The organism is Amycolatopsis tolypomycina (assembly GCF_900105945.1).
Lineage (GTDB): Bacteria > Actinomycetota > Actinomycetes > Mycobacteriales > Pseudonocardiaceae > Amycolatopsis > Amycolatopsis tolypomycina.
The window spans coordinates 329104-349794 of the sequence record NZ_FNSO01000003.1 but is presented as its reverse complement, the minus strand read 5'-3'; the positions used below and the strand labels follow the sequence as shown (position 1 = coordinate 349794).

The following is a 20691-nucleotide window of genomic DNA, read 5'->3' as shown; positions in this document are numbered from 1 at the left end:
TGTGGAGAACTGCCCGTGAACCTGGGGACGCGCGCTTCGCGTCCCCAGGTGTGGTGGGGCAGGTGAAGGAGAGCCGCTAGGGGTTGTGGTCGGCCCTATTCGGCCTTGGCGAGCTCGTGCGCCAGGACGTCCGCGAACGTGAACGTGCCCGTCGGCTGGTCGCCCTCGCCGAGCAGGTACAGGCGCTTGACGGCGATCAGGATGCCCTCCGCGACGATGTCGCGGAACGCCGGGTCGCCGAGCTTGCGGGCGTCGTCCGGGTTCGTCAGGTAGCCGATCTCGACCCGGACCGCCGGGCAGCGGGTGCGGGTGAAGATGTCCCACGACTTGTAGTGCGTGCGGCAGTCGAGCATGCCCGTGCGGGCCGCGACCTCGCGCTGGATGAAGCCGGCCAGCAGCTCGCCGACCGTCGACGTCGTGCCGTTGCCGTTGCCGAAGTGGAAGCTCGCGACCCCCTGCGCGCGCGGCGACGGGTTCTTGTCGCTGTGCAGGGACAGGAACAGGTCGGCGCCGGCGTCGTTGGCGAACTTGGCGCGCTCCAGCTCGGTGGGGCTGTGGTTCGGGCCGCGGGAGATCAGCGCCTCCATGCCGGTGGCCTTCATCCGGCCTTCGAGGCGGCGGGCGAGGTCCCACGCGATGTCGGCCTCGCGCAGCCCGCCGGCGACCACACCGAGGTCTTCGCCGCCGTGGCCAGGGTCGATCACGATGCGCTTGCCGCGCAGGCGCGGACCGGCCTGGCGCACCTGCTCCTGCTCGCGCAGGAACACGGGGCGTCCGCCCCGGGCCCGCGGCGAGGACAGGCGGTGCAGCTCGCGGATGGTCGCCGGGCCGCACATGCCGTCCGGGGTCAGGCGCATGTCGCGCTGGAACGTCTTGAGCGCGCGCTCGGTGGCGGGGCCGAAGTAGCCGTCGGGGCGGCCGGCGTCGAAGCCGAGCTCGGTGAGCCGCTCCTGCAGCGTGAAGACGTCGTCGCCGTGGACGGGCGACGCGATCATGTACGACAGCGGGCGGCTGCCCAGGTGGTAGCTGGCGCCCTTGAGCGCCTGGAACGTCGCCGGACCCACGATGCCGTCGGTCATCAGCCCACGACGCTGCTGGAAGGCACGGACGGCGTGCTCGACGGCGACGTCGAACGCGTCGTAGCCGTCGGTACCGGTGACCGGCGGGAGCAGGTCCATCCCGGCCAGGATGGACCTGATCTCGGCGACGTCCGGACCGGCGTCACCGCGGCGGAGTACCCGCATGCACTCCTCGCTCTTTCCTCAGGCACCGAATTCGGGGGCTCGGTGCGTGGCAGGACTTTCGGAAAACCTTCGCTGGGATGAGCCCAGGCCCTCTATTGTGCCTTGCCAACTCTGGGTGACAGCGCAGGCCCGGTAGGTGCGTCAAGAACCCGTTAGTGGAGTACCCGGCGTGGTCGCGATCACGCACTGATTGACCCACCGGCGGCAGATTCGCCCGAACGAAGACGAACCCGGGGCCGCAGGAGGATTCCCGCAGGCCCCGGGTTCGCCGGGCTGGTTCGGTTCAGAGGACGTCGGCGAGGTCCGACAGCAGCGCGGCCTTCGGCTTCGCGCCCACGATCTGCTTCACCGGCTTGCCGCCCTGGAACAGGATCAGCGTCGGGATGGACATCACCTGGTAGTCACGCGGCGTGTTCGGGTTCTCGTCGATGTCGATCTTGGCGATGGTCAGCTTCTCGCCGTTCTCGGCCGCGATCTCCTCGAGCACCGGGGCGACCATCTTGCACGGGCCGCACCAGGTGGCCCAGAAGTCGACGAGGACCGGCTTCTCGCTGGTCAGGACCTCGTCGACGAACGTCGCGTCGGTCACCTTGACGGTGTTGGCCATGGTTTCTCCTTCGAGTGGGTTGAACGCCGGAAAGTCAGTTGGTGCCCGCGCCGTAGCCGCCGCCGACCAGCTCGGCCGCCTCGTGGGCGTCGGCCTCGCCGTGCTCCGCGAGCCATCGTTCCGCGTCGATCGCCGCGCTGCACCCGGAGCCCGCGGCGGTGATCGCCTGCCGGTAGGTGCGGTCCACCAGGTCGCCGGCCGCGAAGACGCCGTCGAGGTTCGTGAAGGACGTCTTGCCCTTCGTGACGACGTAGCCGTCCTCGTCCAGGTCGACCTGCCCCTTCACCAGCTGGCTGCGGGGGTCGTGGCCGATCGCGACGAAGAAGCCCGACACGTCGAGCGTCGACTCGGAGCCGTCCTTGGTGTCCTTCAGCTGCAGGCCCTCGACCTTGCCGTCGCCGAGCACCCCGGTGATCTGCGAGTTCAGCTGCCACTTGATCTTCTCGTTCGCGCGGGCGCGCTCGAGCATGATCTTGGACGCGCGGAACTCGTCGCGCCGGTGGACGATCGTGACGGACTTCGCGAACTTCGTCAGGAAGGTCGCCTCCTCCATCGCCGAGTCGCCACCGCCGGCGACCACGATGTCGTGGTCGCGGAAGAAGAAGCCGTCACAGGTCGCACAGGCCGACACACCGCGGCCGAGCAGCTCCTGCTCGCCCGGCACGTTCAGGTACCGCGCCGCGGCACCCATGGCGAGGATGACCGCGCGGGCGGCGTAGCGCTTGCCGTTCGCGTGGACGTACTTGACGTCCCCGGTCAGCTCCAGCGACTCGACGTCCTCCGCGCGCAGCTCGGCGCCGAAGCGCTCGGCCTGCTTGCGCATCTCCTCCATCAGGTCCGGACCCATGATGCCGTCGCGGAACCCGGGGAAGTTCTCGACCTCGGTCGTCGTCATCAGCGCGCCGCCGAACTGCGTGCCCTCGAACACCAGCGGTTCAAGCTGGGCCCGCGCCGCGTAAACGGCAGCGGTGTATCCGGCAGGACCCGACCCGACGATGATCAGGTTCCTGATTTCCTCGGCAGCCACCCGTGACCTCCGCTCGTAGTGACCCGTGTACCAGGCTCAACACGATCGTAGGTGGCCATGTTCCCAGCCGTGACAGCCGCTACTTCTCCCCGACGACCTTGTCGAAGAGCACAGCCGGATTTCCCGGTCCGCAGTCGGCGCCGAAGGCCACCAGCCGGAACTGGGCCAGCTTGCCGGTGGTCAGGATGATCATCACCCCGGCCTTGCCGCCGACGTTCACCGGGCGGATGCCCTCGGGCCGCACCTTCGGGTCGAGCCCGGCGGCCGCGATGCACGCGTCCAGGCGGTCTTCGTTCTGCAACGGGCCGAAGTCGCGGACGCCGATCGCCTTGCCGACCAGCGCTTGCGCGCCGGCGCCGTCGTTGCCGACCGACGGGCCCGTGGGCGCGGCGACGTTCGGGGTGCCTGTCTGCTGCGAAGTGTTCGGGATCGCGACGGTCACGGCGACGACCGCCGCCGCGGCCGCGGTCAGGACGCCGGCGGCCCAGCCGAGCCGCTTGTTCCGGCGCCGCCGGGCCGCCGCGAGGTCCACCACCGGGGCGTTCCCGGGCCCGGCCTGCCGCGGTGCCGCCTGCGCTTGTCCGGGAAAGGCGGCGGCCGCTTCGGCGGCCAGCGCCGCGTCCAGCCGGGCGGCGAACTCCGCGGGCATCGGCGGGGCCGGCGCGTCGGCGAGGGCGGCCAGGTCGGCCTGCGTGGCGTCGAGGGCGTCCAGGATCGCCCGGGCTTCGGGATCGGCGTTGACCAGCGGCCACAGCTCCGCCGCCCGCGTGTCGTCCAGGACACCGGCGTGGAGGTCGGCGAGCACGTCGACAGACCAGGGCGGACCGATGGTCCCCCCGATCCCCCGGCTTTCGTCCGTCATCGTCCCTCCCCGCTACCCGGCTGACGCCCGGCCCGTTTGCTTTCGTGAGTTGGGACGTTCGCAATCGCATCGGGGTTCCGCAGGTGCCCGAGAACCTTCGCGAGTTTCCCGCGGCCCCGGGCGCACCGGCTCTTCACCGTGCCTTCGGCGATGCCGAGCATCTTCGCCGTCTCGGCCACGGAGTAGCCCTCGACGTCGACCAGCACGATCGGGGCACGTTGCTCCTCGGGCAGCTGGTCGAGCGCCTCGCGCACGAGCAGGCTGGTCTCCCGCTCGGCCATCGAGTCGCGGGGCGTGGCGGGCTCGTTGAACCCGGTTTCCGGCAGCGGCACGGTCGGGCGCGCCTGGCGGCGGCGGATCCGGTCGAGGCAGGCGTTCACCACGATCCGGTGCAGCCACGTCGTGACCTGCGACTCCGCTCTGAAGTTCCCGGCCGCGCGGAACGCCGAGATGAACGCGTCCTGCAAGGCATCGGCGGCCTCTTCCGGGTCGCGGACCGTGCGCAGGGCCACCGCCCACATCCGGTCGCGATGTCGCTGGACGAGTTCGCTGAACGCATGAGGGTCCCCCGCGGCGTGAGCCGCTATCAGATCCGCATCCGTGGGAGCTGCAGCTGTCACCCGGCAGAGCCTACTGACCCTGTCGGGTGCGTCACCCCGCAGGCAGGAAGGACAGGTCACCTATTTCGGTCATGAACTGCCCGTCGGCGCCGCCCAGCTGGGTGATCCAGACGATGAAGTACTCACCCTGGGTCGGCTGGGCCAGCGGGATCGTCGTCTCGCCGTCCTTCAGGTCGCCGTTGCCGACCACCTTCGTGTCGGCCAGGTCGGGGTTCTTCCCGGTCGCCGAGCGGATCTCGACCTTGGTGCCCGGGGTGCCGCCGGTGATCTTCACCTGGCTGAGGTTGATCGGGTCCTTGAAGGTGACGACCAGCCCCACGCCCGGCTTGATGACCGGGAACTGCTGCTTGTACTTCTCGGTGCGCCACTCGGTCTCGGGCTTGCCGTCGATCGCGTTCTTCGCCCGCCCGGTGTTGTCACCCGAGCCTTCGGGGTTGTAGACGGCCGCCGACTGCGGGGCCACCGGGGCGCCCACGGCCGGCGTGGGCGGCGGTGCCGGAGCCGACGACGACGCGGGCGGCTGGGTGCCGTTCTGCTGGCTCGACGCCGGCGGCGCGGCGACGTTGATCGTCGGCCCGCTCGCCTTCGAATCGCCCTGGAAGACGTTGATCAGCATCAGCCCGCCCCAGGCGAGGATGACGACGGTCGCGACCACCAGCACGGTGACGCCGAGCGCGAGCTTGCGCCGCCGGGCGACGTCCTTGACCGGCTTCTTCGTGGTCCAGACGGTGCCTTCGCTCTCGGCCGGGTCGCCGCCGACGGCCTTGATCAGCTGGGTGCGCTCCTCTTCCTCGGCCACCTGCTCGAGCATGCGGAGGATGGCCGCGCTGGTGCGGATGCCACCGTTGCCGCCGTCCTCGATCGTGCGCACGGCCAGCGACGACAGGTCGGCCGGGACCGTCGGCACCAGCTGGCGCGGCGGGACCACCCGGCCCTGCGGCGTCATCGGCGCCGCCGGGATCGCGGGCGGGCCGCCGGGCAGTGCCCAGCGGCCGGTCAGCAGCAGGTAGAGGACCGCGCCGAGCGCCTTGACGTCGTCGCGCAGCGTCGACTCCGGCAGCGGGCCGGGGAACGCGAGCTTGAGCGCGCCGTTCGGCGTCAGCCGCAGTCGCTGGGGGTGATCGAGGCCGAGCACGAGGCCGTTCTGGTGCGCCTGCTCGACGGCTTCGGCCAGCGCCTGCACCATCCGCGCGGCCGCGGCGGGCGCCACCGGCCGCTGCGCGACGAGGTCGACCAGGTCACTGCCCTTGGTCCACTCCGCGACGACGACACCGAGCAGGCCTTCGCTCGAGGTGATGCCGCTGCCGAGGGCGAGCACGTCCAGCACGCGGGCGACACCGCCGTGGCCGAACTTCGACGCGTGCGTGGCGCGCTCCAGCGTCCGCCGGGCCAGCCGGGCGGCTTCGGGATCCGCCGGGTCGCCGACCAGCAGTGTCAGCGCGACGTCCCGCTTGAGCTGCCCGTCGCGGGCACGCCAAAGGTGCGCGTCGCCCCGCTCGTCCACGCCGAACTGCGCGAGGAGGCGGTAGCGGCCGTCGCCGACCACACGCCCGGGGGCCAGCGATCCGACCTGGGCCTTGCCCACGTGGTTCGCACCCCCCGCCTGTTCGCTCCGCCTCGTGTCCACCCGCACTCTCCCGCTAGCTCCCCGCTCCAAGGTTACCCAGAATACGACGCGGGAGTCGTCGCTTTCCGTACCACAATCGTTACCCGCGCTTGATCAACCGGGTGAACCTCGAAGTGGCCGGCTTCAGCTCCTCGACCTTCAGCGCCATGAGCACGCCGAACGAGACGACGATGCCGACGATGCTCTGCAGCAACAGCTTCACCCAGGCACCCAGCCGGGGGCCGAAGAAGTCCGGCACGAGCTTGCCGGCGACCCACGCCGCGGCCACCCCGAGGACGCTCGCCACCACCGTGAAGAGAATCACGCCGATCACCCGCTTGCTGCGCAAGTTGCCCAGCGTCACCCACAGCCAAACCTGGCCGAGGATCGCGCCGACCACGAACGTGAGCGCGTTGACCATCATCACGCCGAGCACGACGTTGTCCGGCGCCAGCAGCACCGGGCACAGGTACAGCAGCGGCACCTTGACCAGCGTCATCACGATCATGATCAGCGTCGGCGTGCGGGCGTCCTTCATCGCGTAGAACACGCGCATCTGCAGCATGACCAGCGCGTACGGCAGCAGGGCGAAGGCCGAGATCGCGAGCGCGTCGCCGAGCCGCTCGGCCGTTTCGAGCGTGCCCTTGCCGAAGGTGAACAGCGCGATGCCGATCGAGCCGCCGACCACGGTCATCACCGCGGAGATCGGGACGAGCATCACCGTCGAGATCCGGGACGCGTAGGACAGGTCGCCGATCAGCTTCTTGTGGTCGCCGTCGGCGGCCGCGCGGCTCATCCGCGGCATGATCGCCGTCAGCAGCGAGACGCCGATGACGCCGTACGGCAGCTGGAAGAGCAGCCAGGCGTTGCTGTAGGCCGTCACACCACCGGGTGAACCGCTGGTCAGCACGCGGGTGTTGATCGTGTAGCCGATCTGGCTGACGGCGACGTACCCGAGGATCCACAGCGCGAGGCCGCCGAACTCCTTCATCTGCTTGTCGATGCCCCAGCGCCACTTGAACCGGAAGCCGGACCGCAGCAGCGGCGGGACCAGCAGCAGCGCCTGGGCGACGATGCCGCCCGTGACGCCGATGCCCAGCGTCAGCACCTTGGGGTCGGTGATCGACACGTTTTCGGTGTCGATGTCGCCGGGCATGACCCAGACGACCAGGATCGTGAAGATGACGACCAGGTTGTTGATCACCGGCGCCCAGGCCGTCGGCCCGAAGATCTGCTTGGCGTTGAGCACGGCCGAGAGCAGCGCGAACACGCCGTAGAAGAAGATCTCCGGCAGCAGCAGGTAGGCGAACGCGGTGGTGAGGTCCGCGCTCGCCTTGCCGGACGAGTCGACATAGAGACTCGTGAACGCCGGTGCCGCGATCACCGCGACGATCGTGCCGACCAGCAGCAGCGAGAACGCCACCGTGATCAGGCGTTGCGTGTAGGCGGTGCCGCCGTCGGGGTCGTCCTGCGAGCGCACCAGCAGCGGCACCACCACGCTGGCGAGCACGCCACCCATCAGCAGCTCGAAGATGATGTTCGGCATCGTGTTGGCGACGTTGAACGAGTCGTTCGCGATGCCCTGGCCGATGGCCGCGACCAGCAGCAGCTTCCACAGGAAGCCGGTGATCCGGCTGATCAGCGACGCAATGGCCATCCGCCCGGACGCCTTCGCCAGCGACGGCGCCTTGGCCGGAGCCTCCTCCGGCGCTTCCCCGTCCGGCCGCGGCTTGACCAGCGGCCCCTTGAGCGCCGGCATGACCTGGGTGGCCAGCGCGTCGTAGGGCCGCATGACATCGGGGTCGGCGACCGGCCAGCGCGAGTTCATCGGCACCCCGGCGGTGCGCGGGATGAACCGAGTCGCCTCCGGATCGGGCGGCCGCTGGACCTGGGTGGCCTCCTCCTGCCACGGCCGCACGGGCGCCGGACGCCGGGACCCGCGCCCGCGCGGCGGGACGGGAGTGCCCGGCGGCGGGGTGCCGAGGGCCGGGTTGCCGGGGGGCGGGGTCAGCGGCGGGTTGGGTTGCGGGAGCCGCCCCTGGTGCGGGCCCGGCGGGATCGGCTGTGGGCCGCCTTGCTGCGGGTGGCCTGGTGAGACGACCGGTTGGGCGCCGCTCAGGGGTTGGCCTGGCGGCGGTACGACGGGCTGCGGGCCGCTTTGCTGCGGCAGGCCCGGCGGCGGGTTGCCCGGCGGCGGGGCCTGCTGTGGGTTGCCTTGCGGTCCGACCGGTTGGGCGCCGCTCAGGGGTTGGCCTGGCGGCGGCACGACGGGCTGCGGGCCGCTCTGCAGCGGCAGACCCGGCTGAGGACCACCCGGCTGCGGGCCTTGCTGCGGGTTGCCCTGCGGTCCGGCCGGCTGGGCACCGCCCGGCGGCACGGGCTGGACCCGCGTCGGCGCCGGACCGGCGTTGCGCGGCGGCCGGCCACCCTGCGGCGGCGGCACCCGGCGCGGCGGCTGGTCCTCGCGGAGGGCGCGGTCGTCGTGCGGGCCGCGGTCGTCGCGGGGCCAGTCGTCGCGCGGGCGTTCGCCGCGGGCGGGCCGGTCGTTCGGGACCGGGCGTTCGCCGCGGGCAGGCCGGTCGTCCTTGACCGGGCGGTCGCCGCGGGACGCGCGTTCTCGAGCTGGGCGGCCACCGCGGGGGTCGCGCTCGCCTCGGATCGGGCGGTCCTCACCCGGTGAACGGTCGCCGCGCGGATCGCGATCGCCGCGGATCGGGCGGTCGTCGCCAAGCGGACGTTCTCCTCGGGGGTCGCGCTCGCGCCGGGCCGGGCGGTCCTCACCCGGCGCACGTTCGCCGCGGATCGGGCGGTCGTCGCCAAGCGGACGTTCCCCTCGGGGGTCGCGCTCGCGCCGGGCCGGGCGGTCGTCACCCGGCGCACGTTCGCCGCGGATCGGGCGGTCGTCCTTGACCGGGCGTTCGCCTCGGGGGCCGCGGCCGTCCGGCGGTGGCTGGTCGCCACGGCGGGGGCGGCCGTCGCGGACCGGCGCGTCCTCGCGGATCGGGCGCTGGTCGCGGACCGTCTCGTCCTGCGGTGGGGTCGGCATCGCGCGCGTCTGGCCGTTGCGGGACGGCTGGCGGTGGCCGCGCTCCTGGGGTGGAGGCGGCGGCTGGCGGCGGACCGGCGGCGGCCCGTCGCCCCGTTGTGGGGGCGGGGGGCCTTCGCGCCGAGGACGACCCGCACGCTCGGGTGGTAAGCCCGGCTCTCTCTCCAACGCGTGCCCAATCCTCGGTGCTCGTCTCCGGTGCCGCGGCCGGGTGCCGCGCACGTGCGGACCAAGGGTAATCGCGAACCGCTCGGAACACTCAAAGCCCGCGCGATCAGCTCACGACGTCGCGGCCCGCGCGGGCGTCCTTCACCCTCCGGTAGATGCGCCGGGAAGCGAGCAGAAGCAGGGCCACACCTGCGGCGACGGTCGCGATGATGGTGATCGCGCCGTACTCCGTGGACGTCAGCTCGAACCGCGCGGATGACCCGAGCGGGGTACCGGTCGGCGTGCGCAACGACACATCGACGCTGAACCGGCCGGCCCGCAGCGCCTCCACCGGCAAGAAGTAGTTCTTGCCGCCGCTCGCCGGGAAGAACCAGTCCTTCGCGTCCTCCGGGCGCAGGCCGGTGTTGTTGTCGAGGGCGAACCGGGCGTTGATCCCGACCGGCAGGTCGTTGCTGACGTACACCGGCAACGGCGAGTTGCCGGACGCCAGCGCGATGGTCTGCTTCGGCTGCGAGACGGTCACCCGCCCGCTGATCGCCGCCAGCTCGGCCTGGGCGTTCGTGGTCGCCGCCTCCGCGGGCAGGCCGCGCCACGCCAGCGAGGCCCCGCGCAGCTCGGCCAGCCGGACCGGCTCGACCACGTCGTCGGGTTTCACCCGTTTGGTCGGGTCGATCTGCATCGCGGACGCGAGCCCGGTGGCCTGGGCGTCGAGCCCGGCCAGCGTCGAGACGACGCCGGGGTCGATGCCGCCGGCCGGGTTCTGGCCGCCGTCGCCGACCGAGCCGGACGTCGCCGGGCCGTCGGCGAGCAGGGCCGACAGGCCGGTCGAGGTGACCAGGCCCGCGTCGATGAACGCGGTGACCTGCTGCAGGTACGTGCCGTACTCCTCGGGCGAGGCGTCCCAGCGCCGCGGCGGCGCCACCAGCAGGTGGTCCGGCCGCTGCTGGCCGGCCGGCTGGCCGAGCCCGGCGCGGAAGGCGAGGGCGCCGAGGCCGTTCTGGCTCGCGACGGCCCGCTCGGTCGTGGCGGCCACCGTGACCGAGTCCGGCACGCTCGGGACCCCGGTCATCGCGGCCGAGATCAGCGAGTCGATCGGCTGCACGCGGACGCTGCTGCCCTGCACGGTGACGCCGCCGCCGGCCGCGGCGGGCGCGAGCTTGCCCGCGTCGGCGAGCACGGTCCGCACGCCGGCCTCGGTGAGCGCGCCGAGCACCGGCTCGCCGGGCGTGCCGCCCGGCCAGAGCACGCCGGTCAGCGGCGTGGCGCCGGTCAGCTGCTCGATGGTCGCGGCACCGCCGGCCGCCCGGGTGACCAAGCTGGTGTCGCCCGGCCGGATGCGGGTGAGCGCGTCGAGGTCGGCGTCGGCGAACGGCAGCGCGACCACGCAGCGGGTGCCGACGAGCGAGCGCACCGCGGCCAGCCAGCCCTTCGCGGCGTCGACGCCCTTGCCGTCGACGTTCCCGGTTTCGGTGTGGACGAGGTAGCCGCGGCTCATCGCGTCGACCGTGGCGAGCAGGTCCGGGTCGAGCGCGAAGCACATCGACTTCGCGAGGTTCGAGCTGCTCCGCACGGCCGACGTCGCCGCCGTCACCAGCGCGTTCAGCCGCCCGTCGCCGCTGATCTCGGCGGCGAGCCGGTCGTCGGCCATGACCATCGGGCTGCCGTACGGCGCCGCGTAGACGTGCGGGATGTTGCCGGTCAGCGGCCAGAGCAGGGTCATGCTCGGCGCGCCGCCCCGGTTCGAGGCCTGCTTGCCCGGCCCGGCCAGCACCGGCATCAGCATGCTGACCGCCCCGAGCCGCGCCGGCCCGCCGAACTCCGGCGTGCCGTTGACGTTGACCAGCAGCGGGTAGACGCCGGGGAGGCTGAACCGGTTCGCCCGCGCCCCGGTCAGCGGCACGCTGATGTTCAGCGGCGCGCTCTGGCCCGGCTCGAGCACGTCGGCGACCGGGGTGAACTCGGTCAGCGGGGTGTCCTTGATGACGGCGCCGGACAGCACGTCGCCGACCCCGCGCTCGGTCGTCGCCCGGTCCCCGACCTGCAGCCGGACCTGCGGCTTGGTGACCTTGCGGTCGCCGGTGTTGGTCACCGTGCCGGTGACGGTCAGCGTCGTCGTCGAGCTCGTGACCACGCGCGGGGCGAGCTCGGCGAGGTCGATGCGCAGGCGCGCGCCGCCCTCCTGCGCCTGGGCCGCCGCGGCTCCGGCGAGGGCGGGGACGGCCAGGAAGAGGACGGACAGGAAGGCTGCGGCGAACCGCTTCACTCGGGGGCTCCCTCAGGGGCGTGCTCGTCTCGTCCGTGGACGTCCGGGCGCGCGAAAAGTTCTGTGAGCATCTGGCTGGCCTTCCGGACGAGCTTGCGCTCGTCGGAGTAGGCGAGTTTGGACTCCAGCTCGGCCAGCGGGACCCAGGCCACCTCGGTGACCTCGACGTCTTCGTCGGAAAGCTCACCGCCGAGCGATTCGAGCAGGAAGTGGTGCACGGTCTTGTGGATGCGCCGCTTCTCGGCCACGAACCAGTAGTCGATGGTGCCGAGTGGCCGCATGACGCGCGCGGAGATGCCGGTTTCCTCCTTCACCTCGCGCACGGCCGTCTCTTCCACCGTTTCACCGTCCTCGATGTGGCCCTTGGGCAGCGACCACAGCAGTCTGCCGTGCCGGTCGAGCCGGCCGATCAGCACCGCCTGTTCGCGCTCCGGGTCCACCACGAGACCACCGGCCGACGTCTCGTCGACCGTGGTCAGCCGCCTGCCGCGTTGCCGCCTGCGCCGCCTGCGCGGCTTCGGGGCGCCGGGGCGGCCGGCTGATCCAGACATGCTGCGATGCTAGAGCAAACGGTTGCCCCGGTAGGCTGGCTCTCCGTGTCCGTGTCCGGCGGTGCCTGCAGCTATCGCACCTGGAACGTAGTGGGATTTTCGTGAACGACGTGGTCGAGGAGCAGGTGGTGGAGCTGATGCGGGTTCCCCCACTGGCGGCGGAGCTGGCGGAACGGTTCGCCCGGGCGGGCCACCGCCTGTACCTCGTGGGCGGCAGCGTGCGCGACGCGCTGCTCGGCCGCGACTCCGGTGACCTCGACTTCACCACCGACGCACGGCCCGACCGGGTGCTGAAGATCGTCAGCGGCTGGGGCGACGCGGTCTGGGACGTCGGGATCGCCTTCGGCACGGTCGGCGTGACGAAGAAGGGCATGCAGCTCGAGATCACGACGTTCCGCGCCGACAGCTACGACCGCGTCGGCCGCAACCCCGAGGTCACCTTCGGCGACAGCATCGAGGGTGACCTGCTGCGCCGCGACTTCACGGTCAACGCGATGGCCGTCGAGCTGGCCTCCGGGACGTTCATCGACCCGCACGACGGGCTGAGCGCGCTGCGGGAGAAGGTCCTCGACACCCCGGCGACGCCGCAGGAGTCGTTCGCCGACGACCCGCTGCGGATGCTGCGCGCCGCCCGGTTCGCCGCGCAGCTCGGCTTCACCGCCGCGCCGCGGGTGGTCGACGCGATGACGTCGATGGCGGAGGAGATCGACCGGATCACCGCCGAGCGGGTGCAGGCCGAGCTGTCGAAGCTGCTGCTGGCCGCCGACCCGCGGCCCGGCCTGGAGCTGCTGGTCGACACCGGGCTGGGCGACCGGATCCTGCCCGAGGTGCCCGGGATGCGGCTGGCGATCGACGAGCACCACCAGCACAAGGACGTCTACCAGCACTCGCTGACCGTGCTCGCCCAGGCGATCGACCTGGAGAAGACGCACGAGCCGACGTCGGAGCCGGACCTGATCCTGCGGCTGGCCGCGCTGCTGCACGACGTCGGCAAGCCGGCGACCCGGGAGTTCCAGCCGGGCGGCGGCGTCAGCTTCCACCACCACGAGGTGGTCGGCGCGCGGATGGCCCGCAAACGTTTGCGGGCCCTGAAGTTCTCGAAGGAGATCGTCGACGACGTCTCCCAGCTCGTGTTCCTCCACCTGCGGTTCCACGGCTACGGCAAGGGCGAGTGGACGGACTCGGCGGTCCGCCGGTACGTCACCGACGCCGGCCACCTGCTGACCCGGCTGCACAAGCTGGTCCGGGCCGACTGCACCACCCGCAACCGCCGGAAGGCGGCCGCGTTGCAGGCGACCTACGACGACCTCGAAGCCCGGATCGCCGCGCTCAAGGCCAAGGAGGACCTCGACCGCGTGCGGCCGGACCTCAACGGCGAGCAGATCATGGAGCTGCTCGGCCTCAAGCCGGGGCCGGACGTCGGGAAGGCGTGGAAGTTCCTCAAGGAGCTGCGCCTGGACCGCGGGCCGCTCGACCACGACGAGGCGGTCGCCGAGCTGAAGAAGTGGGCCGCGGAAAACGGCGTCGGGGACGCGTGAGCCGTGGCGGGCGGGGGCAGCTTCCTGGTGGCGCTGCTGAGGCGCGGTGCCCCCGCCATCGCCACCGCCACGAGTGAGCTGCCGGACGAGATCGCCGACCCGGCCCCGATGCACGCGCTGCGGCGCATCTCGCGGATGTCGGGCCCGATCGACCCCACCGAACGCGACGGCCTGCTGCTGCGCGCGACCCGGTACGTCGTGCTCATCCCGCTGGCGTACCGGCTGCTCGCGGTGCCCGGCCAGTTCGGCGTCTACGTCCTCGGACACGGCACCGCCGGGCTGCTGCCGGTCGGGGTGTTCGCCCTGCTGTCGGTGGCGCTGAACGTCGTCGGCCTGCGCTGGATGTTCCGCTCGGCGCCGTTCCGCGGCCGGGACGGCGGGAAGCTGCTGGCCGTCGACCTGGCCTTCACCGTGCTTTCGCCGCCGGCCATCGCCCTGGCCGTGCCGACGCCGGTGTACTCCGACGCGCTCGCGGTCACCAGCGTCCACCTCTACGGCGAGATCGGGCTGCTGACCCTCGCGCTGGGCCTCCCGAGCGGCGTGGTCTTCGGCCTGCTCAGTTTCCCGCTCCGGATGCTGGCGAACCGGCTGAACACCGGCGGGTTCGACCCCGGGGCCGCGTTCTCGACGTACTCCGTCCTGCTCGCGGAGCTCTTCCTGGCCACCGCCGCGCTGGTGCTGACCGGGCTCGGAACGCGACTGGCCCTGGCCTACGGCACCCGCAACGGGCGGCTCGCCGAGCGCGCCCAGCAGCACCGGCGGCTGCACGACACCGTGCTGCAGACCCTGGAGGCGATGGCGCTGGCCGGGCCGGGCGACCCCGGAGAACGCCTGGTCGAGATCCAGCGGCTGGCGCGGGCGCAGGCGATGGAGATCCGGCACACGATCGAGACGGCGGCGTCCGAGCGGGCCGAGGCGGGCGCGCGGCCGCTGGGCGAGAAGCTCGCCGCGCTCGCCGCCGAGATGGCCCGCGACGGCCTGCGCGCCCAGCTCGTGGTGGCCGAGCTGGACGACGACACGCTGTCGGAGGTCCGCCAGATCGCGATCCGCGACGCCGTGCGCGAGGCCATGCGGAACACGATGAAGCACTCGGGCACCGACCGGGTCGTGGTCCGCGTCGAGGAACGCGACGGCGGCATCGCGGTCATCACCCGCGACCACGGGAGCGGCTTCAGCGCGGCCGACCACCCGGCCGGGTTCGGCATCAGCGAGTCGATCACCGCGCGGCTGGCCGAGGTCGGCGGGACGTCGCGGGTCGAGTCGGGACTCGCCGGTGGCGGCACCCGAGTGACGTTGTGGGTCCCGTTCTGATATCTCCTGACCATGACCTCGATCGAGCTGCTCGCCGACGCCCTCGCCGCCTACCGCACCGGTGACCGCGACCAGGCCGCCGAACTCGCCGCCCAGGCCGGCCGGGAAGGCTCCACGCTGGCGGACGAGCTGCGGGCCTACCTGGCGGGCGACGGCTCGGCGCCGGTCTATGACCAGCCCAGCGCGTTCACGGCGTTCATCCGCGGCGGCGGCAACGTCGAGCTGTACCGGGCGCTGAGCGCCGAGCTCGCCGCCCGGTACGACAGCGCGAAGCCGGAATCGCTGCTCGACCTGGGCTGCGGTGACGGCCTCGCCGTGGTGCCCGCGCTGGAGCAGGCGTCGCACCTCCCGCCGCGGATCGACCTGGTCGAGCCGTCGGCGGCGCTGCTCGACGGCGTCCACGAGCGGGTGCCGTCGGCCCAGTGCTGGCAGTCGACCGCCCAGGACTTCCTGGCCCGCGACGACCTCGGCTGGGACTTCGTCCAGTCGACGTTCGCCATGCAGTCCATCGAGCCGGAACAGCGCGCCGAGGTGCTGCGGGCACTGCAGCCGCGCACCGGGACGCTGGTGCTCGCCGAGTTCGACGTCCCCGAGTTCGAGGAAGGCTCGCCGGAGCACCTGCACTCGCTCGTCGAGCGCTACGAGCGTGGCGTGGCCGAGTACGGCGAGGACGCCACGCTGGTCGCGCAGGGCTTCCTGCTGCCGGTGCTGCTCGGGATCGTCTCCGGACAGCAGCGGACGAACTGGGAGCACCCCGCCACGGTCTGGGCCGAGCAGCTCACGACGGCGGGCTTCACCGACGTCGGCGTCACCCCGCTCGCCGACTACTGGTGGTCGCCCGCCGTCCTGATCACTGCCTGCTGAGGGCGCCCGCCTCGACGTGCTGGGCGAGCGGCCGCGGCAGCAGGTGGGCGACCGCGCCGCCCGGCAGCCCGCCCCACGGTGCCGCCACGCCGGTCAGCACGCGGATCGCGCGCTGCACCCGGTACAGCCGCTTCTCGCGTTCGCGCTCGAACGCCAGCGCCGTCTCGACGAACCGGGAGCCGTCGGCGTGCACCAGGTTGCCGGTCTCGTTGCCGAACCGGACGACCGTGGTGCCCGGGGGCAGCGTGATCAGGCGCTTGCCGCGGTAGAAGTTCAACGGCGGCTCGCCGCGCATCGGCAGGATCGGCCAGTCGGCGGGCTGGTCCGACTCCTCCGCCGGTTGCGGCGGCAGCATCAGCAGCACGCCGAGCAGGAACCGGGCCGCGTCGCCGAGCGAGCCGAACGCCACCGGCTCGTCGGACGGCGGCCGCGAGACCTCCCAGCCGTTTTCCGCCCGGCGCAGCGTCCAGACGCCCTCGGCCGGGATCTCCTTGGCGCCGATCCGGTAGGCCGCGGCGGGCACGCCGTGCTCGGCGAGCCGCTGCTGGAGCAGCTCCAGTGTCTCCGCGCCCTTCAGGTTCCGGACCGGCTCGCCGCGGGCCACCCGGGTGAGCGCGCGCTCGTCCGGCAGGTCGGCGGCCGTCTGCGGCGGCCGCGGCTGCCCGAGGATCTCCGCCTCCGCCGTCGCGCGGACGAGCTCCCCGACGTGCGGCGGGCGGAACCCGGCGGCGCGGATGTGCTCGACCAGCTCCGGCTCCGGCGGCACCCCGTACTTGCGCAGGTAGTGCGGCACGGCGGCGGGCCAGATCCAGGTGCCGTCGGTGTGGAAGGCGTTCGGCACGTCCGGCTTGGCGCCCGGCCCGCCGAAGATGTCCGGCAGCGGCGCGGGCCGGTGCAGCGCGACCGGCGCCCGGAAGAGGTAGTCGAGCAGGCCGCGGACCTGGTCCGGCGGCACCGGCGGCCGGTTGACCACCGGGCGCTCGCCCTCGACGTGCGAATCGGCGACCCGCGCCTGCCGGAACACGACGTCCAGCGGCAGCCCGGCCTTCGCGGTCAGCCACGCCGGCAGGTGCTTCGGCGTGCGCGGGAAGGTGGCCAGCTCCAGCTCGTAGGCGGCGGTCGACGGGCGGCCGCCGTCGTTGGGCGGCACCCGCCAGTCCGGCTCGCGGTCGGCGTCGAAGTCGAAGTCGAACTGCGACTGCGCGTCGAGGGTGAACGTGCCCTGGAACCAGGTGCCGGCCTCGGCCTGGAACATCGCCGCCCGCAGCCGCGCGAAGAGCCCGCCGAGCCGGGGCACCGCGGGCAGCGAGACCGACACCGGGCCGTCCTCGTCGCCGACCGCGCGGACCTCGATCTCGGCGTAGTCCCCGACCTGCCGGAACTGCGCGCCGACCCGTGCCCAGCCGCCCGGCACGGTGTGCAGCAGCGTCCGGCCGATGGCGCGCAGCAGCGCGTTCTGGTCGCCGGTGCCCGGCTGCGGCCGCGCCTCCGGCGTCTCGGTGAAGTCGAGCCGCGTCTGCCACAGCGCGGTGACCTGCTTGGCGGGCACGGTGACCGAGAAGTCGGTCAGGCCCAGCTGTGCCGCGCGGGCGGCGTCGTCGCGGACCCAGCGCAGGGTCAGCTCCGGCCGGTCGCCCGGCGCGACCTCGAAGATCTCGCCGTCGTACTCGGCGAAGGTCCGCAGCGTGAACGTCGACGGCACCTCGCTCGCCGGCACGACCTTCGCCGGACGGCCGTCGAACTCCTTGTCGAAGCCCTCCGGCGCTTCCTCCTCCGGCAGCACCGACAGCAGCACGGTGCCGTCCGTGGTCGACCGCTGCGCGCGGTAGGTCCCCTCGCCCCACGTCGCGTACAGGCCGTCCGGGCGTTCGGCCACTTCAACCCGGTAACGCACTTTTGTCCTCCCCGTCCCCCGTGAACCAAGAACCTAGTCGACCGGGTACCGAGCGAACCACCGGTCGTCGCCCGGCGCATCCGGGCCGAACTCGGTGAGCGCGTCGTCCGCCAGGCCGACGATGACTTCGCGGAGTTCCAGCCGGTCGAGCCAGCTCTTCCGCAGTGCTTCCTCGCCGTACATCGCGCCGACGAGGTTGCCGCAGACCGAACCGGTCGAGTCGCTGTCGCCGCTGTGGTTGACCGCCGCGAGCAACGCCGAGTCGGCGTCCGTGGTGGTCAGCGCGACGTACACCGACATGGACAACGCCGTCTCGCCGACGTTGCCCTGCCCCAGCGACTCCAGTTTCTCCGGTGTCGGCGGGCCCTCCAGCGCCAAGGCCGCGTCGAGCGCCTCGCTCTGCTCCTCGTGCCCCGGGTGCTTCACCAGCTCGGCCCGCGCGGTCGCGATCGCGTCGAGCAGCGGCCTTCCGTGCAGCAGCTCGTGCATGATCACCGCGAAGCAGCCCGACGAGAGATACCCGCTCGGGTGACCGTGGGTCAGCGCCGCGCTCTCGGCCCCGAGCCGGAACACCTCGGCGAGGTCGTCCGACCACAGCGCGATCGGCGCCGCGCGCATCACGCCGCCGCAGCCCTTGGAGTTGTTCACCGGCCGCTCGATGGTGCCCCGGACGCCCGATCGGCCGTACGCCTCCAGCTCGCCGAAGCAGGTCAGCCCGGGCGCGCGCCGGCTGAACAGCTCCTGGTGCGTGATCAGCCAGCCGTCGGCCGCCTCGACCGTCGACTGCGGGCCCCGCGCGCGGTCCCACGTGACGCCCTGGGTGTGCAGCCAGCGCTGGTAGGCCAGCTGCAGCGAGTGGACGACGTCCGCGGATCCGGTCTTCCGCTGCTGGGCGTGCGCCCTGATCAGCGCTTCGAGCGTGAACAGCGTCATCTGCGTGTCGTCGGTGATCCGGCCGACGCCGCCGTACGCCGGGATGAAGTCGGTGATGCCGTCCGGCCCGGCGATCTCGCGGATGCGGTCGATCGAGTCGAACTCCGTCTTCGCGCCCAGCGCGTCGCCGATCGCGCCGGCCAGCAGGCTGCCGCGCAGTCGCGAGCGCAAGTCCGGTCCCTTCTTCGGCGGCGGGGTGAACCGGCCGCTCGGATACCGGCGCTCCCAGCGGGCGTGCTCTGCGGTCTCCGTCTGGAGGCCGTTGCGGTTGAAGTACCAGAAGACGTCGGACGCGACGTCCTCCAGGAGCCCCAGGTCGGGCAGCGACGTCACCCACGGCAGGCCGGGCACGCCGACCCGGGCGCCGACCAGTGCACCGGCGATCGCGCCCGCCACCGGGCCGGACCGCGCGGCGAGCCTGATCGCGGCTTCTGGGTCGTACCCGCGCTTGGCCGCGGCGAACAACGCGCGGGCGAGCACCGACCGGACGCTCCGCCCGTCGCCGATCGACTCCAGCTGCGTGACGTCGTCGGCGTCGCGGTCCGCGCGCAGCGCCAGCGTCGACGCCGCCAGGTCGCCACCCACCTCGTGCAGGCGGACGTGCACCGGCAGCGCGAACACCTCCCGCGTCAACAGGCCCTGGAACAGCGAAATCAGCAGCTCGACGCCCTCCGTGACCTCGGCGCCGGCCGCGCTGCCGGTCAGCTCGCGGGCGACGTCCTTCGCGTACCGCTCGCCGTCGACGTTCGCGAGGCCGACCGCGCTCGCCGGGGTCGCGGCCAGTGCCGTGGCCAGCAGCGCGGAGAACTCGGCGGGCGCCGGGCCGGCGTGCCGGGTCGCGACGGCGAGCCAGCCGACCGGGTCCGGTTCGGGCAGCGTCGCCGGGACCTCGCCGGTCGGCACCGGCGGCAGGCCGCGCAGCACGATGTCGGTGTGGAACAGCAGGTGGCGCGTCAGCCCGCCCAGTGGCAGCGGAGCCGCCGGGTCCGCACTGCCGCCGAGGGCGTCGCCGATCGCGAAGCCGACGTATGCGCCGACGATCCGATGCCACGCGAAGCGGTCGGGCGGCGTCCCGAAGGCGGAGAACTTGCCGAACGTCCACGGCACCGGCCGTGGCCGCGCCTCTTCGTCGACGTGCGCGATCAGGCCGTTCGCGCCGAGGTCGGCGTGCCATTCCGGCTCCCGGCCGGCCCGGCGGCGGACGCCGTTGCGGTACTGCCAGGCGAACCCGCGCAGGTACCGGACGCACTCCTCCGGCGTCAGCTCGAAGTGCTGGTCGCGGGCGTGGTCCAGGGCGTACCGCAGGTGCCGTTCGAGCAGGTCGGGCGGTTCGACGCCGAACTCCGCGACCAGCCCGGGCAGTGCCGCGGCGACCTCGGGCCCGGCTTCCGGCGCCGGCTCTGCCACCCGCGGCCGGGCGTCACCACCGGTCGCGCCCAGCTCGGCCGCGGTGAAGCTGCGGACCAGCCCGGTGCCGGGGTCGAGCGTCAGTCCCGTCGACGGCGGCAGCTCCCGGACGGCCACCCGCCACCGGCGCGGGTACCGGCCGGGCACCTTCGCCGACGAGCTGTACGCGATGACCTCGCGCTCGCCCTTGCCGGGGACCGGCCGCAGCAGCGGCTCGCCGTCCGGCAAGGGCACGAACACCTCGCAGTCCAGCAGGGCGCGGACGAACTCGGCGCGGGTGATCCAGTTCGCGGCCAGGTAGTTCAGGAGCTTCTCGGCGTCGGTCGTGGGCGCCGGGAAGCCACGCCAGACCGGGCCGGCCGTGTACTGCTCGTTGACGCGGTATTCGCCGTCCGCCCGGGTCCAGCCGCGCACGGCCCGCACCGGGAGGTCGAGCTCGGGGAAAGCCTTCTCGTCGAACTCCGGGTCGACGTCCGGCCGCCACTCGGCCTCGGCCGGCGTGCTCGCCATCGCCGCCCGGTCGACGCGGATCTCGCCGTCGTCCGGCGCGAACACCACCGGGCTGGGGAACAGCCCCGCGCCGACGTCCGTGCCGTCCAGGTAGCCGGCCGCGTTGACCGTGAAGCTCCAGCCGTCCGCGCGGCGCGCCGTGAACTCCGGCCGGATCCGCAGCCGGTCGCCGCCGGGCTGCGTGCGCAACCACTCCCGCACGCGCGCGACGGCTTCCTCTTCTTCCATTCTCCCCATCCT

15 protein-coding genes are annotated in these 20691 nt (G+C 72.8%); 4 read left to right on the top strand and 11 right to left on the bottom strand.

Annotation, left to right across the window (positions count from 1 at the left end):
* Positions 1-95: 95 nt before the first annotated feature.
* The 7 genes from BLW76_RS07170 to murJ all read right to left on the bottom strand — a co-directional run bounded on the left by BLW76_RS07170 (position 96) and on the right by murJ (position 7884).
* On the bottom strand, positions 96-1244 hold the full coding sequence (locus BLW76_RS07170) for an N-acetylmuramoyl-L-alanine amidase (protein ID WP_091305052.1): 1149 nt from the start codon (positions 1242-1244) through the stop codon (positions 96-98).
* A gap of 283 nt (positions 1245-1527) precedes the next feature.
* Complete coding sequence (trxA, locus tag BLW76_RS07165; protein WP_003082899.1) at positions 1528-1851, bottom strand: thioredoxin; 324 nt, start codon at positions 1849-1851, stop codon at positions 1528-1530.
* A 34-nt stretch (positions 1852-1885) separates the two neighbouring features.
* Entirely contained in the window at positions 1886-2878 is a 993-nt protein-coding gene (gene trxB / locus BLW76_RS07160; RefSeq protein WP_091305051.1) for a thioredoxin-disulfide reductase, read from the bottom strand.
* Between the two features lie 79 nt (positions 2879-2957).
* The gene (locus BLW76_RS07155) at positions 2958-3740 is read right to left on the bottom strand and encodes a hypothetical protein (protein ID WP_091305050.1); all 783 of its coding nucleotides are present in this window, start codon (positions 3738-3740) and stop codon (positions 2958-2960) included.
* Complete coding sequence (gene sigM / locus BLW76_RS07150) at positions 3737-4360, bottom strand: RNA polymerase sigma factor SigM (RefSeq protein ID WP_086841008.1); 624 nt, start codon at positions 4358-4360, stop codon at positions 3737-3739. The genes BLW76_RS07155 and sigM overlap by 4 nt, the downstream gene beginning before the upstream one ends.
* A gap of 31 nt (positions 4361-4391) precedes the next feature.
* Positions 4392-5987 (bottom strand): protein kinase family protein, encoded by a 1596-nt coding sequence (locus BLW76_RS07145; RefSeq protein WP_091305049.1) that lies wholly within the window; start codon positions 5985-5987, stop codon positions 4392-4394.
* 79 nt (positions 5988-6066) lie between these two features.
* On the bottom strand, positions 6067-7884 hold the full coding sequence (murJ, locus tag BLW76_RS07140; protein ID WP_208613232.1) for a murein biosynthesis integral membrane protein MurJ: 1818 nt from the start codon (positions 7882-7884) through the stop codon (positions 6067-6069).
* A 186-nt stretch (positions 7885-8070) separates the two neighbouring features.
* Between murJ and BLW76_RS48315 the strand changes: the two genes are divergently transcribed.
* Positions 8071-8646 carry a hypothetical protein gene (locus tag BLW76_RS48315; protein ID WP_167384479.1) on the top strand — a complete coding sequence of 192 codons (576 nt, stop codon included), beginning with the start codon at positions 8071-8073 and terminating at the stop codon, positions 8644-8646.
* A gap of 640 nt (positions 8647-9286) precedes the next feature.
* On the opposite strand, the gene BLW76_RS07135 is transcribed toward BLW76_RS48315, so the two are convergent.
* Both BLW76_RS07135 and BLW76_RS07130 read right to left on the bottom strand, forming a co-directional pair.
* On the bottom strand, positions 9287-11443 hold the full coding sequence (locus tag BLW76_RS07135) for a DUF6049 family protein (RefSeq protein WP_091305048.1): 2157 nt from the start codon (positions 11441-11443) through the stop codon (positions 9287-9289).
* Entirely contained in the window at positions 11440-11994 is a 555-nt protein-coding gene (locus BLW76_RS07130; protein ID WP_167384496.1) for an NUDIX hydrolase, read from the bottom strand. Before BLW76_RS07130 ends, BLW76_RS07135 begins: the two co-directional genes overlap by 4 nt.
* A gap of 101 nt (positions 11995-12095) precedes the next feature.
* Here BLW76_RS07130 and BLW76_RS07125 point away from each other — a divergent pair, with 101 nt between their 5' ends.
* From BLW76_RS07125 to BLW76_RS07115, 3 genes are read left to right on the top strand one after another with little or no spacing between them, the layout of a single operon-like run.
* Positions 12096-13532 carry a CCA tRNA nucleotidyltransferase gene (locus BLW76_RS07125; protein WP_091305046.1) on the top strand — a complete coding sequence of 479 codons (1437 nt, stop codon included), beginning with the start codon at positions 12096-12098 and terminating at the stop codon, positions 13530-13532.
* 3 nt (positions 13533-13535) lie between these two features.
* Positions 13536-14843, top strand: coding sequence for a sensor histidine kinase (locus BLW76_RS07120; RefSeq protein WP_091305045.1), 1308 nt, complete (start codon positions 13536-13538; stop codon positions 14841-14843).
* A 12-nt stretch (positions 14844-14855) separates the two neighbouring features.
* A complete protein-coding gene (locus BLW76_RS07115) occupies positions 14856-15707 on the top strand; it encodes a class I SAM-dependent methyltransferase (protein WP_091305044.1) in 852 nt (283 codons plus the stop codon).
* Here BLW76_RS07115 and BLW76_RS07110 read toward each other — a convergent pair.
* Together BLW76_RS07110 and BLW76_RS07105 are read right to left on the bottom strand one after the other, a co-directional pair.
* Entirely contained in the window at positions 15694-17601 is a 1908-nt protein-coding gene (locus tag BLW76_RS07110) for a TNT domain-containing protein (protein WP_091305043.1), read from the bottom strand. The genes BLW76_RS07115 and BLW76_RS07110 overlap by 14 nt on opposite strands.
* Positions 17602-17634: 33 nt before the next feature.
* Complete coding sequence (locus tag BLW76_RS07105) at positions 17635-20679, bottom strand: ADP-ribosylglycohydrolase family protein (protein ID WP_091305042.1); 3045 nt, start codon at positions 20677-20679, stop codon at positions 17635-17637.
* Positions 20680-20691 lie beyond the last annotated feature (12 nt).